Origin of the sequence: Lelliottia nimipressuralis, assembly GCF_041464075.1 — a bacterium.
GTDB lineage: Bacteria > Pseudomonadota > Gammaproteobacteria > Enterobacterales > Enterobacteriaceae > Enterobacter > Enterobacter nimipressuralis.
This window is the reverse complement of the sequence record NZ_CP167172.1, coordinates 1,125,056-1,140,067: the sequence shown is the minus strand read 5'-3', so window position 1 is coordinate 1,140,067 and position 15,012 is coordinate 1,125,056. Positions and strand designations below refer to the sequence as shown.

Below are 15,012 nucleotides of genomic sequence, written 5' to 3'. Positions count from 1 at the left end.
TGCAGGCCGGGTGGCGGCTTCGCCCTACCCGGCCTGGAGTTGCACCTTCAGCCACCACGCGCTAGCATGAACTTTTCCATCAATGGAGCGCGTATGAGTCTGTTTAGTCGTATAAAAACCACCTTCCGCGCTTTGTTTCCCCGCCGCTATCCCTGGCCGGGGCTGGATATTTCACTCCCGGGCGGGCAGCATCTGCACCTGGTCGGCAGTATCCATATGGGCACGCGCGATATGTCGCCGCTGCCTCCGGCACTGGTACAACTGTTGCGCAAAGCCGATGCGCTCATCGTCGAAGCCGATATTTCCGGCAGCGAATCGCCGTTCGCCAATCTCGATATCCCGCCGCCGCTGAGCGAGCGTCTCAACGAATCGCAGCGCGCCGAGCTTGAACGTGTGGCCGATGAGCTGGGGCTTTCTTTATCCCTTCTGGAAACGCAGCCCCTGTGGCAAATCGCCATGGTGTTGCAGGCGACACAGGCTCAACGACTGGGTTTGCGCGGGGAGTACGGTATCGACTACCAGCTCCTCAACGCCGCGCGCGCGCGTAATCTTGCCATTATTGAGCTGGAGGGCGCCGACAGTCAGGTTGCTCTTTTGCGCCAGCTTCCTGAGGATGGACTGCTGCTGCTGGATGACACCCTCACCCACTGGCACACCAACGCGCGTCTGTTGCAGATGATGATCAGCTGGTGGCTGGAGACGCCGCCGACCAACGGCAAGCTGGAATTGCCCTCGACCTTCAGCGAATCGCTGTACGATGTGCTGATGCATGAGCGCAATCAGGCCTGGCGAGAAACATTGCAGGCTCTGCCCGCCGGGCGTTACGTGGTGGCCGTGGGGGCGCTGCATTTGTATGGCGAAGGGAATTTGCCGTCACTGTTGAAATAAAAAAATGGCCAATATTTCTATTGGCCCGTCAAAGAGGAATTTCATCGTTATTATTATGCCGAAGGAGACCTTCGGTCAGAGCCGATTGTCGCTCAAAGTAACCATCACTGCCAATACTATTGCGCAAGATGGTGCTATTTTTTAGACAGCTGTCAGGCGTATGCTGAGCGCGTAAATTGTCTGTGGTAAGAAGGATCATTATGACTCCCGCCGTTAAATTACTCGAAAAAAACAAAATTCCTTTCCGTATCCATACCTACGATCACGACCCCAGTGAGACAAACTTTGGTGACGAAGTGGTGCGTAAGCTGGGCCTGAACGCGGATCAGGTCTATAAAACGCTGCTGGTGGCGGTGAACGGTGATATGAAGCACCTGGCCGTGGCGGTGACGCCTGTGGCCGGGCAGCTGGATTTAAAGAAAGTCGCCAAAGCGCTGGGCGCGAAAAAGGTCGATATGGCCGATCCGATGGTTGCGCAACGCACGACCGGCTATCTGGTGGGTGGAATTAGCCCTCTCGGGCAGAAGAAACGCCTGCCGACATTGATCGATGCGCCGTCGCAGACTTTTGACACTATCTATATTTCCGGCGGTAAGCGCGGGCTGGATATTGAGCTGGCGGCGGGCGATCTGGCGAAGATGCTGGATGCGACGTTCGCGGATATTGCGCGCCGGGATTAAACGCGCTGTCCGCTTAGCGGGCCAACGTTCAGGCGTGAATTTAGTCTCTACACCCTGACAGCGCAGGAACCCGCGTACACATCGTACATACGGATTCCTGGCACTGCCTGAGTTCAAAAAGGGCGAACAAAATAGCCCGTTACTGCCAGCTCACCTCACCTTTCGGCTCGTAGGCATTCACATCCAGCGGAGAATTCTGCTGGATGTACTGCTTAAGCACTTCGGCATCGATAAAGCCGGTGTTGACGTAGCCCGGTTTGTTGTCGATATGCGGATACCCGTCGCCGCCCGTGGCGTTAAAGCTTAATGTTGCCATGCGGTAGGTTTTAGCGGGATCGACCGTCTCACCTTTGATTTTCAGATCGTTAAGCGTGCCATTTTTCGCCGTAAAGCTGACGTTAGCAAACTGCGGATAGGCCCCGGAGTCCGGCTTCATTTGCGCAACGGCGGTCAGATAGTCTATCACCTCTTTTCCGCTCATGTCCGCATACACCACGATGTTGCCGAACGGCTGAACCTTCAGCACGTCTTTGTAGGTAATATCGCCGCCGTCGATGGAGTCACGCACACCGCCGCCGCTCATGACGGCAAAATCAGCACCGGTGCGCGCCATTTGTGCCGCCAGCAGCAGACGGCCCATGTTGGTCTGCACGAAGCGGACCTTGCTGCGATCGCCTTCGAGTCGGCCATTCACCGTACCGATTTTCACATCAAGCTGCGCTTTGCCTTTGTTCTGGAATGGCGTCAGCAACGACAGCATCTGGGCGTTTTCAGCAATTTCCGGGGTGTAAAGTACGCGCTCACTTTTCCCGTCGTCGTAGGTCACTTTCTTCTTCAGGTTCACCGGGATCAGCTGGTAGCGCACCATTTTCATTTCGCCGTTGCGGAATTCAAAATCGGCGCGCCCCACGTATTTGCCCCATTCGTGCGCCTGAACAATCCAGATCCCGTTCTGGCGATCCGGGGCGCACGGCGTACCGGGCACGTAATCAACCTGCTTTTTATTCTCCGATGCCATGCACACCGGGTTCTGTGAGTGACCACCCACAATCATCGCCAGCGAACCTGCTGGCAGGCTGCGCGCCATTTCCACATCGCCAGGCGCGTTCGAGCCGTGCTCGCCGTTGTCGTAGTGCCCCATATGGGTGGTGGCGATTATCACGTCTGGTTTTTCGTTTTGATTCAGCTCCTGAATCACCAGCTTCGCTTCGTCAGCCGGTTTGCGGAATTCGATATCCGTGAAATATTCCGGATTACCGATTTTCGCCGTGTCATCGGTGGTTAACCCGATCACCGCGATTTTCAGATCGTCGCGTTTGAACAAGGCCCAGGGTTTAAACAGGCGCTCGCCGGTACTCTTCTGATAAATATTGGCTGAGAGGAACGGGAATTTGGACCATTTTTCCTGCTGGCGCAGGACGGTTAGCGGGTTATCAAACTCATGGTTGCCGACGGCCATCGCGTCATAGCCGATTAAATTCATGCCGCGGAAATCCGGCTCGGCGTCCTGCAAATCGGATTCCGGCACGCCGGTGTTGATATCGCCGCCAGACAGCAGCAGGACGCTGCCGCCCTCAGCCGCCACTTCTTTACGAATACCGTCCACCAGCGTTTTTTGTGCGGCCAGGCCGTACTCGCCGTATTCGCTACGCCAGAAATGGCCGTGGTGATCGTTGGTATGGAGAATGGTTATTTTATAGGTTTTATCTTTTTCGTACGCCTGCGCAGGCTGGCTTGCCAGCGCCCATGCGGCTATCAGCGCCAGTGCGACGCCTCGCTTCATTAACTTCATATTCTCGCTCCCTGACCAAAAGACAAACGCAAAAATTACAATGAGTAAGAAGAATAGACAAATATGTTTTCAGAATTGCGACTTTCTTCAAATCTCGCGCACAGGTATGTTAGCGGGATAATAATGACATCCTGCACTTCTCCTAATAATAGACGTGGTATTTATGGCAATCAGTGAATCGACTCCGCCTGTTACGGGCACTCCGGCGTCCGCGCCGAAATCGCGCACCGCATTTGGTATTTTGGGTGCCATCAGTCTGTCGCATCTGCTTAACGATATGATTCAGTCGCTGATTCTGGCGATCTATCCGCTGCTGCAGTCAGAATTTTCATTAACCTTCGTGCAGATCGGGATGATTACGCTGACCTTCCAGATGGCGTCGTCCCTGCTCCAGCCGGTAGTCGGCTACTGGACGGATAAATATCCGATGCCATGGTCGCTGCCTATTGGCATGTGCTTTACCCTGAGCGGGCTGGTACTGCTGGCACTGGCAGGAAGCTTTGAGATGGTGCTGCTGGCTGCGGCGCTGGTGGGTACCGGTTCGTCGGTCTTCCATCCGGAGTCCTCGCGCGTCGCGCGTATGGCCTCAGGTGGACGTCATGGGCTGGCGCAATCTCTGTTCCAGGTCGGCGGCAATTTTGGCAGCTCCCTCGGCCCTTTGCTGGCCGCCGTGGTCATTGCCCCCTACGGGAAAGGTAACGTTGCGTGGTTCGTCCTCGCGGCGCTGCTGGCCATCGTGGTGCTGATCCAGATCAGCCGCTGGTACGCGGCTCAGCATCGGGTAAACAAGGGGAAACCTAAAGCCGTGATTATCAATCCGCTTCCGCGCGATAAGGTTATTCTGGCGGTGAGTATCCTGTTGGTGCTGATTTTCTCGAAATACTTCTATATGGCGAGCATCAGCAGCTATTACACCTTTTATCTGATGGAGAAATTCGGATTATCGGTGCAAAACGCCCAGTTCCACCTGTTTGCTTTCCTGTTCGCGGTTGCGGCGGGAACCTTCATTGGCGGCCCTGTGGGTGATAAAATTGGGCGTAAATATGTGATTTGGGGCTCTATCCTCGGCGTAGCGCCCTTTACCCTTGTTTTACCCTATGCAAGCCTTGAATGGACGGGGATTTTAACCGTGATCATTGGCTTTATCCTCGCGTCCGCGTTTTCCGCTATCCTGGTGTATGCTCAGGAGCTGATGCCGGGCCGTATTGGCATGGTTTCCGGGCTGTTTTTCGGATTTGCGTTTGGGATGGGAGGCCTTGGTGCAGCTGTGCTGGGGCTGGTTGCAGACCACACGAGCATCTTCCTGGTCTATAAAATCTGTGCTTACCTGCCACTTCTGGGGATACTGACCATATTCCTGCCTGATTATCGCCATAAGGCGTAGTTTCTCTGCGGTCAAAGTAAACTTTGGCCGCACCTCTCACCTACTGCCATAAGGCTTTCCTCTTCATCCCTCCGGTAATTTGTCCTAATCTGCTTTTTTTAACGCTTATTGCTGTTTTCTTCAAATTTCAACAATTATTCATAAACATAATGGCCGAAATTGTCATAAACTATTAATCGGCTTTTTGGTTTTTACGCCAAAAATGGAACACCCCACGACGAAAGGAGACGGAATGCATCACGCCACACCGCTTATCACCACCATTGTAGGTGGACTTGTGCTCGCTTTTATCCTTGGCATGATCGCCAACAAATTACGTATTTCTCCTCTCGTGGGCTATTTATTAGCGGGTGTGCTGGCGGGTCCGTTTACGCCGGGTTTTGTTGCGGATACCAAACTGGCTCCTGAACTGGCGGAATTAGGCGTGATTCTGCTGATGTTCGGCGTGGGCCTGCACTTCTCCCTGAAGGATCTGATGGCGGTAAAGCATATCGCCATACCCGGCGCAATCGCCCAGATAGGCGTGGCGACGTTGCTGGGGATGGCGCTTTCCGCTCTGCTTGGCTGGTCGCTGATGACCGGTATTGTATTCGGGCTGTGTCTCTCAACCGCCAGTACCGTGGTGCTGCTGCGCGCGCTTGAGGAGAGGCAGCTGATAGACAGCCAGCGCGGGCAAATCGCCATCGGCTGGCTGATTGTTGAAGATCTGGTGATGGTCCTGACGCTGGTTCTGCTGCCTGCCGTCGCCGGTATGGTTGAACAAGATAACGTCGGCTTTGCCACGCTGGCGCTGGATATGAGCATTACCATCGGCAAAGTGGTCGCCTTTATCGCCATTATGATGCTGGTGGGCCGCCGTCTGGTACCGTGGATCCTCTCCCGCAGCGCCGCTACTGGCTCTCGCGAACTGTTTACGCTGTCGGTGCTGGCCCTGGCACTCGGTATCGCCTTCGGTGCCGTCGAGCTGTTTGACGTCTCCTTTGCGCTGGGTGCGTTCTTCGCAGGTATGGTGCTGAACGAATCCGAGCTGAGCCACCGCGCGGCGCACGATACGCTGCCGTTGCGTGATGCATTTGCGGTGCTGTTCTTTGTTTCCGTCGGCATGCTGTTTGATCCGCTAATCCTGATCGAGCAGCCGCTGGCCGTGCTGGGCACACTGGCGATTATTATCTTCGGTAAATCCGTGGTGGCATTCGGCCTGGTCAGACTGTTCGGCCACTCACCGCGCACCGCGCTCACCATCGCCGCAAGCCTGGCGCAGATTGGTGAGTTTGCCTTTATCCTGGCAAGCCTCGGCATGGCGCTGAACTTGCTGCCACAGGCCGGGCAGAATCTGGTGCTGGCGGGGGCGATCCTCTCCATTATGCTCAACCCGGTGCTGTTTGCCCTGCTTGAGAAATACCTCGATAAAACCGAAACGCTGGAAGAGCAGACGCTGGAAGAAGCGATTGAAGAAGAGAAGCAGATCCCGGTGGATATCTGTAACCACGCCCTGCTGGTCGGTTTTGGCCGCGTCGGGAGTCTGCTCGGTGAGAAACTGATGGCGCAGGGCATTCCGCTGGTGGTGATTGAAACGTCACGCACCCGTGTGGATGAGCTGCGCGCGCGCGGCATCCGCGCGGTGCTGGGTAATGCGGCGAACGAAGAGATTATGAATCTGGCGCATCTGGACTGTGCGCGCTGGCTGCTGCTGACCATTCCGAACGGCTACGAGGCGGGTGAAATCGTGACCAAGGCACGGGAGAAGTGCCCGACTATCGAGATCATTGCTCGCGCGCATTATGACGATGAAGTGGAATACATTACCGAACGCGGGGCGAATCAGGTGGTGATGGGCGAACGTGAGATTGCCAATACCATGATTACATTGATTGAGAAGCCGCCAATTGAAGAGGCGGTAACGGGTTAAACGTCTTCAATCTGCCCCCTCTCTACGCGAGAGGGGGAACAATATTCCCTCACCGCCAGGGTGAGGGAAACCATCAACGATCCCAGTACGACTCTTCCAGACTGTCTTCCCGTTCCGGCAAGCCACGCGTTAAACGCGGGGAGTGCTGATTCAGCACCTGATAGCTCACGCGGTTCGCGTACTTACACACCTGCGCCAGCGACGAATAGGTCAGCCAGTTCAACTGGTGTTTACTCGAATTAGGGACGTTGGTGCGATGATAGGCGTTCGCAGTGATGTCGTGCAGCAGGGCAGCCAGCGCGCCATCGCCTGCGCCATTGGTGTTCATGATCTTCTCGGGTCCGCCCATGTACGGGGCAATGTGCGAGAAAATACGCAGCGGATTCACGCAATCTTTGTGGCGCATCGCGCGGCTGAACTCGTACTGGTTGAACTCAGCAATCGCCCCCGGTAGCAGCGGGTGCTGGGTTTTGCGTTTGTTCTCTTCTTCGGTAAACCCGGCCATAAACAGCCCGATCGGGCCTGCGGTGCAGAGCACCAGATCTACCCAGTCCAGCGCCTTATCGGCGGCCAGCAGCGGGTCACTTTCACCCGTCAGGGCTTCAGCCTCTTCTTCGTTCATCGCCAAAATCGAGACGTGCTCTTTCAGGAACGCCTGCCACCACTCCGGGTTATCGGCGATCACAAACTTAGTACCCAGCGTCAGCACCACCGGCACGTTGTATTTCTTCGCGTACTCCACCGCCTTCATGGTCGCTTCCGGCATCGGTTCGCCGGGCTTGCAGCGTACCAGATAGGAGGTAAGTACCAGCGCGGAGGCACCGGCAATCACCTCTTCCGGAATACTTTCCGCGCGCAGTTTGTTCATGTGCCCAGGGCTGATGGCAAAGGTTCGCTCGCCGGCGTCGCTGATCAGCGTAAAGCAGCGGCCAATGGCACCATCGACGCCCTGCAGGTAGTTCAGATCGGTACGGCTGGAGGTGTTGCAGAGGTAGCGGTAGGCGTAGCCACCGATTTCGATATTACGGCACATGACGCCCAGTAAGACGGAGCGGTCATCGGCCAGCACCGAATAGTTGTGCATGGTATTGCCGATGGTGCCACCAGCAAACTGATGCGTGATCAGGTTTTCGCGCACCAGCTCCTGATACAGGGCTTCGGCGACATCATCTTCGATCACCAGCGAATGCCCGGAACTCAGCCCATAACGTGCGACAAACGCATCATCCACTTTTGCTTCGATATCCACCAGCGTCTGATCGATACCGACCACCCAGGCTGCGTTAGTTTCTTTGACCGGCTGAATCTGTTGCAGCAGCGGATCGCGGGCGTTGACGGGGAAATAGTGTTTGGACTTGCGTTTACCGGGAAATTTCATGATCAGGGCTGCGAGTGACTATTGGGCCGGAAATGGTAGCACAAACCCGGCCCAATGCGCGATTAGCGGCTGCCGGTCACCAGCGCCGCCATCATCTCAATATGTTCCGGGGAGTCGTTAAGTGCCGGAATATATTCATACTTCGTGCCGCCCGCTTCGAGGAAGAACTCCCGGTTTTGAACCGCGATCTCCTCCAGGGTTTCGAGGCAGTCCGCCGAGAAGCCCGGCGACATCACCTGAACATGTTTCACGCCCTTCTCGCCCAGCATTTTGAGCGTTTCATCGGTGTATGGCGTCAGCCACGGCTCACGGCCAAAGCGCGACTGGAAGGTCATCATCACCTTTTCCGGCGGCAGTCCAAGAGCCGAAACCAGCTCGCGGGTGGTGTCGCGACAGCGCTGTGGATAGTCATCGCCTTCATCGGCGTAACGCTGCGGAATACCGTGGTAGGAGAGCAGCAGCAGATCCGGCTCGCCGTGTTTTTCAAACGAGGCGCGCGCACTGCTGACCAGCGCCGCGATATACAGCTCGTTTTCGGCATAATCGCGGATAAAGGTAATACCTGGAATGCGGCGACGGGTGGCAAGAATGCGCGCCAGTTCGTCCCAGACGGCGGCCACCGTCGAGCAGGAGTATTGCGGATAGAGGGCCAGCACCACGATATGATCCACGTCCTGCGAAAGCAGTTCGTCGACCGCGCTTTCCAGCGACGGTTTGCCGTAGCTCATTCCGAGGGCGACGGGCATATCCGGTAAACGGGCGGCCAGCGCTTTTTCCTGACGACGGCTGTAGACCATCAGCGGCGAGCCCTCTTCCATCCACACGGACTGGTAGAGTTTAGCCACACGGGGGGAACGAATCGGCAGAATGACACCGCGCAACAGCGGCCACCACAGCAATTTTGGCGTATCCACCACGCGGGCGTCGCTTAAAAACTGTCGCAGATAACGTTTAACTGCCGCAGGGGTAGGTGCTTCTGGAGTGCCCAGATTGGCAAGCAGGATGCCGGTTTTCGCCTGACTCATTCACGCCTCTTAACCATTTGAATAGCTAATGATTGTAACTGAAAAGCGGGGAAACGGAACCCATTGCAGTAATAGGTGGAGCGGGGATTGTCGGAGGATGGCGTAAACGCCTATCCGGCCTACAGAATTCTAAGCAGGCCGGATAAATCGCACATTAGCCGAGGATTTTTTCCAGCTCTGCGCGCACGTCAGCCACGGCTTTGGTGCCGTCAACTTTCGCGTATTTGGTGTTACCGGACTGCGCTTCTTTCGAATAGTAGCCGATCAGTGGCGCGGTCATCTGATGGTATTCCACCAGGCGTTTACGCACGGTCTCTTCCTGATCGTCTTTACGCGTGGTCAGCTCTTCGCCAGTCACGTCGTCTTTGCCTTCCACTTTCGGTGGATTGAATTTGATGTGGTAAACGCGGCCGGAAGCAGCGTGAACGCGACGACCGATGATGCGGTCAACGATCAGTTCGTCAGGCACGTCGAATTCCAGAACGTAATCCACGTTGATGCCCGCTTCTTTCATGGCGTCAGCCTGCGGAATAGTACGCGGGAAGCCGTCCAGCAGGAAACCGTTGCGGCAATCTTCCTGAGTGATGCGTTCTTTTACCAGTGCGATAACCAGTTCATCAGTCACCAGTTTGCCCGCGTCCATAATGTCTTTCGCTTGTTTGCCCAGCTCGGAGCCAGATTTAACAGCGGCACGCAGCATGTCACCCGTAGAGATTTGCGGAATACCGTATTTCTCCATGATGAACTGAGCCTGAGTTCCTTTACCCGCGCCCGGAGCGCCAAGCAGAATAATACGCATTGCGAAAATCCCCTCAAAAGTTGGTTCAATATTTCAAAAAGCGCTAAACAATACCATCAGAACGGGTATCGCTCAAGGAAGGTGGGACGGCTGAAACGGTTAACGAGGGAGATTATTTAGGTTAGTGCGGTTTGGTGCCCTCACCCTGGCCCTTTCCCTCGGGGAGAGGGAGAAGACCAGGGGAGGCCGGGTGATTACGCCATCAACAGCGCATTCACACGTTTGATGAACAGGTTTGGATCTTCCAGCGTGCCGCGCTCGGCCAGCAGGGATTGATCCAGCAGCAGCTCAACCCACTCTTTAAACTGCGTTTCGTCCTGGGTATCCGCCGCGCGTTTAACCAGCGGGTGATCCGGGTTCAGTTCAAAGATGTATTTCACTTCCGGGATCGCCTGGCCCGCAGCGGCGAACAGTTTCGCCATCTGAGTGCCCATTTCATCCGCATCGGTGGTCACAATCGCCGGAGTATCGGTCAGACGGTGGGTGAAACGTACCTCTTTCACGCGATCGCCCAGCAGGGTTTTCACACGCTCAACGAATGGCTCCAGCGCCTTTTCTGCCTCTTTCGCCGTTTCGTCCACTTCATCCGCCAGCTTGTCGATAGATTCGTCAGCTTTCGCCACGGACTGGAAGGATTTACCGTCGAACTCGGTCAGGTAGTTCATCATCCACTCATCGATGCGGTCGGAAAGCAGCAGGACTTCGATGCCTTTCTTACGCAGCAGTTCCAGATGCGGGCTGCTCTTCGCGGCAGCATAGCTGTCTGCGGTGATGTAGTAGATCTTCTCCTGCCCTTCTTTCATGCGGGACACATACTCTTCGAGAGAGACCGTCTGCTCGGAAGAGTCAGTGTGCGTAGAGGCGAAGCGCAGCAGTTTGGCGATGGCTTCCACGTTCGACGAATCTTCCGCCGGGCCTTCTTTCAGCACCAGGCCGAACTGTTTCCAGAAGGTCTGGTATTTTTCAGCGTCGTCTTTCGCCAGTTTCTCAAGCATCTGCAGGGAGCGTTTGGTCAGAGCGTTACGCAGGTTACGCGTGACGGTGCTGTCCTGCAGGATTTCACGCGAGACGTTCAGCGGCAGATCGTTGGAATCTATCAGGCCACGCACAAAGCGCAGGTAGTTCGGCATGAACTGCTCAGCGTCGTCCATGATGAACACGCGCTGCACGTACAGCTTCAGGCCGTGCTTGTGATCGCGGTTCCACATGTCCCACGGTGCCTGGGCCGGGATGTACAGCAGGCTGGTATACTCCTGCTTCCCTTCCACGCGGTTGTGGCTCCAGGTCAGCGGATCGGTAAAGTCGTGGGCGATGTGCTTGTAGAATTCGTTATATTCGTCGTCTTTAATCTCAGACTTGTTACGCGTCCACAGCGCCTGGGCTTTGTTAATTTTTTCCCATGAAACTACGGTTTCACCGTCGACTTCTTCGGTTTTTTCGATCTCTACCGGCAGCGCGATATGGTCGGAGTATTTGCCGATAATAGAGCGCACGCGCCAGTCATTCAGGAAATCGTCTTCGCCTTCGCGCAGATGCAGGGTGATCTCGGTCCCGCGATCGGCTTTGGTGATGTCATCAACGGTGTATTCACCTTCACCGTGAGATTCCCAGAACACGCCGTTTTCTGCGCTATCGCCCGCTGCACGGGTGCGCACGGTCACTTTGTCGGCCACGATAAAGGCGGAGTAGAAGCCCACGCCGAACTGGCCGATCAGTTGGCTGTCTTTCGCCTGATCGGAGCCCATGGACTCAAGGAAGGATTTGGTGCCCGATTTCGCGATGGTCCCGAGATGATCGATCACCTCGTCGCGGTTCATACCAATACCGTTGTCGGCAATGGTCAGGGTGCGGTTTTCTTTGTCAAAAGAGACGCGCACGCGCAGCTCGCCGTCACCTTCATACAGATCCGGATTGGACAGCGCGCGAAAACGCAGTTTGTCCGCCGCATCTGAGGCGTTCGAGATAAGCTCACGCAGGAAGATTTCTTTATTGGAATACAGGGAATGGATCATCAGGTGCAGAAGCTGTTTTACTTCTGACTGGAAACCACGGGTTTCTTGTCCTTTCATCTAGATCGACCTCAACAATGCCATTTAATGGGGTTTGAACACGTTGAGAGTGAGATGGGGATAGCGGGGAAGAATTTCAAGCGGAGGCCAGGGTTCCAGCCTCCGTTTGGTCAGAAAATAAGCTTGTGACGCCCAGCCAGAGAGTGAGACAGCGTGGTGCCGTCTACCATTTCCAGCTCACCACCAACCGGCACGCCGTGGGCGATTCGACTGGCCTGCACGCCGTACTGCGCGCACAGTTCACCGATGTAGTTCGCGGTCGCTTCGCCTTCCACCGTCGGGTTGGTGGCGAGGATCACTTCGGTCAACGTCTCGGATTCCAGACGTTGCTCAAGGCGATCGAGACCGATATCGTCCGGACCAATGCCATCCAGCGGAGAGAGATGGCCCATCAGCACGAAATAGCGGCCCGAAAACTGCCCGGTTTGCTCAATGGCGTAGATGTCCGCCGGACTCTCCACCACGCAAATCAGACCGTTTTCCTGACGACGCGGGTTCGAACAGATATTGCACACATCCTGCTCGGTGAAGGTACGGCAGTCCGCACAGTGACCGATTTCCGACATGGCGCGGGTGAGAGCCTGCGCCAGGCGCATCCCGCCGCTGCGGTCGCGCTGTAAAAGCGTAAACGCCATGCGTTGCGCTGATTTCGGGCCAACGCCCGGCAGGCAGCGCAACGCTTCCATTAACTGCGTGAGCAGCGGACTGGTTTGCATCAGAACGGCATCTTAAAGCCTGGCGGCAGCTGCATCCCGGAGGAGACAGAGGCCATTTTCTCTTTCTGGGTTTCGTCGATACGGCGCGCGGCATCGTTAAATGCGGCAGCGACCAGATCTTCCAGCATATCTTTGTCGTCTTCGAGCAGGCTTGGGTCAATTTCCACGCGACGGCAGTTATGCGCGCCGTTGATGGTCACTTTGACCAGACCTGCACCGGATTCGCCAGTGACTTCCAGCTGTGCGATCTCTTCCTGCATTTTCTGCATTTTGTCTTGCATCTGCTGGGCCTGTTTCATCAGGTTACCCAGACCGCCTTTACCACCAAACATAGGCTTCTCTCTTAAGTAGTCACGTTAAGGACAACGACCGGGAGTCTGACTCACGGTCAAATGGGACGGATACTCTCTTCATCCAGATCGGCGTCGAAGAAACGGCGCAGGGTCTGGATGTTGTTATCCGCAATAATCGACTCGCGCGCCTGCGCGAGCTTCTCTTCATAAATTGCCTGACGCCACTCCAGCGGCGTGCGCATCGCCGGATTATCATCTTCAATGATAGTCAATTCAACCGGCGCGCCCTGTAATGTGGAGAGCGCCTCCGCCAGCACCTGTTGTGCGCTGGCGGAATTGAGATGACGCTGGCCCGGACGCAGATGCAGACGGATGTGATTTCCGTCCTGCTCTTTCCAGGCGTTGAGCGCGACCTGCTCGACCAGTTTCGGCAGCTTTAACTGGCTGACCTCTGCGGCCCAGGCGTCACGCTCAAGGGATTCCGCCGCAAGCTTCGCGGAAAGCTCCGGCGTTTTATCATGCTCCAGCGCTTTCTTCAGCGCTTTTGGCGTGGCGACTTCTACCTTTACCTCTTCGGTGATGGTCGTCGCTTTCCAGCGGTAAGCCTCTTTCTTCGCCGGGGCTTTTTGTTCGAGCGCCGACGGTGACGGGCGCGACTGGACGCGCTCCGTTACCGATGCCAGTCGTTCGAGTGCGGCGTTGTTAACCGGCCGCGCTCTTCCTGGCGCTGCCGGTTCACTCTTTTTTGGTTTGGTTGCTCCCTGCGCACGCTGTAGCTGACTGCGCGCGGCGAGCACCGAACTGGTGGCATCCGGCAGCGGAACGTCCGGCCCAGGCGGTGGCGCTGCATGCTGCGGCATCGGTGGCGGCGTCATCACCGCCGTCGGTGCGACGGGGGCGTAGGATTGTCGCGGCACTTCAGGCTCGGGCAACGGCATTCGCGGATGGAACGCCAGCGCACGCAGCAGCGTCATTTCGACGCCCATGCGGCGGTCCGGTGCGAACGGCAGCTCTTTGCGGCCAATCAGTAACGTCTGGTAGTAAAGCTGTACGTCAGCCGGTGGAACCGTGCGCGCAAGCTCACGCATTCGCTGTTCAATCGTCGCCATGTCCGCGCCGATCGCCGACGGGGAAAGTTGCAGCATCGCCACGCGATGCAGCAGCGCCAGCATTTCGACCAGCAGTGCTTCCCACTCCACGCCGCGAGAGGCCGCGACGTTCACCAGAGACATGGCGCGTTCACCGTTGGCTTCGATGATGGCTTCAATCAGCGACAGGGCCTGATCGTCGTCGAGGGTGCCGAGCATGGTGCTCACCGCCTCGGTCGAGAGCTGGCCATCGCCGCTGGCAATCGCCTGATCGGTCAGACTTAATGCGTCACGCAGACTGCCATCCGCCGCGCGGGCCAGCAGTTGCAGCGCACGCGGTTCGTGAGTGATCTTCTCTTCATCGAGAATGTGCTCGAGCTGCGCGCGGATCTGATCGACGTCGAGCGCCTTCAGATGGAACTGCAGACAGCGCGACAGGATCGTGACCGGCAGTTTTTGCGGATCGGTCGTCGCCAGCAGGAATTTAACGTGCGATGGCGGCTCTTCCAGCGTTTTCAGCAGGGCGTTAAAACTGTGGCGCGACAGCATGTGGACTTCATCGATCAGATAGACCTTGAAGCGACCACGCGCCGGCGCGTACTGCACGTTATCCAGCAGATCGCGGGTATCTTCGACCTTGGTGCGCGACGCGGCATCGATTTCGATGAGATCGACAAAACGCCCCTGCTCGATCTCCCGGCAGTTATCACACACACCACAGGGTGTGGCGGTGATCCCGGTTTCGCAGTTGAGGCCTTTTGCCAGCAAACGGGCAATAGAGGTTTTACCGACGCCGCGCGTGCCGGAGAAAAGATACGCGTGATGGATGCGTCCTAGCGATAAACCGTTCGCGAGGGCGGTCAGCACATGTTCCTGGCCGACGACGTCAGCGAAGGTTTGGGGTCGCCACTTTCGGGCTAACACCTGATAACTCATGGGCAGGCTCTGCAACGCTGGAAGGTGGATATTCAGGGGGGTAATGCTAACACAA

12 protein-coding genes and 1 other annotated feature are annotated in these 15,012 nt (G+C 56.3%); of the genes, 4 read left to right on the top strand and 8 right to left on the bottom strand.

Going from position 1 to position 15,012, the window contains the following annotated elements; all coding sequences use genetic code 11:
* Positions 1 to 93 precede the first annotated feature (93 nt).
* Both ACB496_RS05300 and ybaK read left to right on the top strand, forming a co-directional pair.
* The gene (locus tag ACB496_RS05300) at positions 94 to 888 is read left to right on the top strand and encodes a TraB/GumN family protein (protein ID WP_129034599.1); all 795 of its coding nucleotides are present in this window, start codon (positions 94 to 96) and stop codon (positions 886 to 888) included.
* Positions 889 to 1,088: 200 nt separating this feature from the next.
* Positions 1,089 to 1,568: a Cys-tRNA(Pro)/Cys-tRNA(Cys) deacylase YbaK gene (gene ybaK / locus ACB496_RS05295; RefSeq protein ID WP_100777358.1), complete on the top strand. Its 480-nt coding sequence runs from the start codon at positions 1,089 to 1,091 to the stop codon at positions 1,566 to 1,568.
* Between the two features lie 139 nt (positions 1,569 to 1,707).
* On the opposite strand, the gene ushA is transcribed toward ybaK, so the two are convergent.
* Positions 1,708 to 3,360: a bifunctional UDP-sugar hydrolase/5'-nucleotidase UshA gene (gene ushA, locus ACB496_RS05290; RefSeq protein WP_371974615.1), complete on the bottom strand. Its 1,653-nt coding sequence runs from the start codon at positions 3,358 to 3,360 to the stop codon at positions 1,708 to 1,710.
* 163 nt (positions 3,361 to 3,523) lie between these two features.
* On the opposite strand from ushA, the gene ACB496_RS05285 reads away from it, so the two are divergent.
* Positions 3,524 to 4,744: an MFS transporter gene (locus ACB496_RS05285; RefSeq protein ID WP_371974614.1), complete on the top strand. Its 1,221-nt coding sequence runs from the start codon at positions 3,524 to 3,526 to the stop codon at positions 4,742 to 4,744.
* 232 nt (positions 4,745 to 4,976) lie between these two features.
* Positions 4,977 to 6,653: a YbaL family putative K(+) efflux transporter gene (gene ybaL / locus ACB496_RS05280; protein WP_100777361.1), complete on the top strand. Its 1,677-nt coding sequence runs from the start codon at positions 4,977 to 4,979 to the stop codon at positions 6,651 to 6,653.
* Between the two features lie 73 nt (positions 6,654 to 6,726).
* On the opposite strand, the gene ACB496_RS05275 is transcribed toward ybaL, so the two are convergent.
* The 7 genes from ACB496_RS05275 to dnaX form a co-directional block, all read right to left on the bottom strand.
* Complete coding sequence (locus ACB496_RS05275) at positions 6,727 to 8,031, bottom strand: inosine/guanosine kinase (RefSeq protein ID WP_100777362.1); 1,305 nt, start codon at positions 8,029 to 8,031, stop codon at positions 6,727 to 6,729.
* A gap of 62 nt (positions 8,032 to 8,093) precedes the next feature.
* Positions 8,094 to 9,056 carry a ferrochelatase gene (gene hemH / locus ACB496_RS05270; protein ID WP_123429354.1) on the bottom strand — a complete coding sequence of 321 codons (963 nt, stop codon included), beginning with the start codon at positions 9,054 to 9,056 and terminating at the stop codon, positions 8,094 to 8,096.
* 154 nt (positions 9,057 to 9,210) lie between these two features.
* Complete coding sequence (gene adk, locus ACB496_RS05265) at positions 9,211 to 9,855, bottom strand: adenylate kinase (RefSeq protein ID WP_100777364.1); 645 nt, start codon at positions 9,853 to 9,855, stop codon at positions 9,211 to 9,213.
* 194 nt (positions 9,856 to 10,049) lie between these two features.
* Entirely contained in the window at positions 10,050 to 11,924 is a 1,875-nt protein-coding gene (gene htpG, locus ACB496_RS05260; RefSeq protein WP_102104268.1) for a molecular chaperone HtpG, read from the bottom strand.
* A 110-nt stretch (positions 11,925 to 12,034) separates the two neighbouring features.
* A complete protein-coding gene (gene recR, locus ACB496_RS05255; RefSeq protein ID WP_100777366.1) occupies positions 12,035 to 12,640 on the bottom strand; it encodes a recombination mediator RecR in 606 nt (201 codons plus the stop codon).
* On the bottom strand, positions 12,640 to 12,972 hold the full coding sequence (locus ACB496_RS05250) for a YbaB/EbfC family nucleoid-associated protein (protein WP_052283815.1): 333 nt from the start codon (positions 12,970 to 12,972) through the stop codon (positions 12,640 to 12,642). Before ACB496_RS05250 ends, recR begins: the two co-directional genes overlap by 1 nt.
* Positions 12,973 to 13,028: 56 nt before the next feature.
* Positions 13,029 to 14,957: a DNA polymerase III subunit gamma/tau gene (dnaX, locus tag ACB496_RS05245; RefSeq protein ID WP_107704124.1), complete on the bottom strand. Its 1,929-nt coding sequence runs from the start codon at positions 14,955 to 14,957 to the stop codon at positions 13,029 to 13,031.
* Positions 13,635 to 13,699: a sequence feature (DnaX frameshifting element), on the bottom strand. It overlaps the preceding gene by 65 nt.
* Positions 14,958 to 15,012 lie beyond the last annotated feature (55 nt).

What these genes read in the sequence shown, in the direction of transcription:
- ushA (WP_371974615.1), bottom strand. Translation starts at nt 3,360, where the DNA reads ATGAAGTTAATGAAGCGAGGCGTCGCACTGGCGCTGATAGCCGCATGG.
- ACB496_RS05300 (WP_129034599.1), top strand. Translation starts at nt 94, where the DNA reads ATGAGTCTGTTTAGTCGTATAAAAACCACCTTCCGCGCTTTGTTTCCC.
- ACB496_RS05285 (WP_371974614.1), top strand. Translation starts at nt 3,524, where the DNA reads ATGGCAATCAGTGAATCGACTCCGCCTGTTACGGGCACTCCGGCGTCC.
- hemH (WP_123429354.1), bottom strand. Translation starts at nt 9,056, where the DNA reads ATGAGTCAGGCGAAAACCGGCATCCTGCTTGCCAATCTGGGCACTCCA.
- adk (WP_100777364.1), bottom strand. Translation starts at nt 9,855, where the DNA reads ATGCGTATTATTCTGCTTGGCGCTCCGGGCGCGGGTAAAGGAACTCAG.
- dnaX (WP_107704124.1), bottom strand. Translation starts at nt 14,957, where the DNA reads ATGAGTTATCAGGTGTTAGCCCGAAAGTGGCGACCCCAAACCTTCGCT.
- ACB496_RS05275 (WP_100777362.1), bottom strand. Translation starts at nt 8,031, where the DNA reads ATGAAATTTCCCGGTAAACGCAAGTCCAAACACTATTTCCCCGTCAAC.
- ybaL (WP_100777361.1), top strand. Translation starts at nt 4,977, where the DNA reads ATGCATCACGCCACACCGCTTATCACCACCATTGTAGGTGGACTTGTG.
- ybaK (WP_100777358.1), top strand. Translation starts at nt 1,089, where the DNA reads ATGACTCCCGCCGTTAAATTACTCGAAAAAAACAAAATTCCTTTCCGT.
- recR (WP_100777366.1), bottom strand. Translation starts at nt 12,640, where the DNA reads ATGCAAACCAGTCCGCTGCTCACGCAGTTAATGGAAGCGTTGCGCTGC.
- htpG (WP_102104268.1), bottom strand. Translation starts at nt 11,924, where the DNA reads ATGAAAGGACAAGAAACCCGTGGTTTCCAGTCAGAAGTAAAACAGCTT.
- ACB496_RS05250 (WP_052283815.1), bottom strand. Translation starts at nt 12,972, where the DNA reads ATGTTTGGTGGTAAAGGCGGTCTGGGTAACCTGATGAAACAGGCCCAG.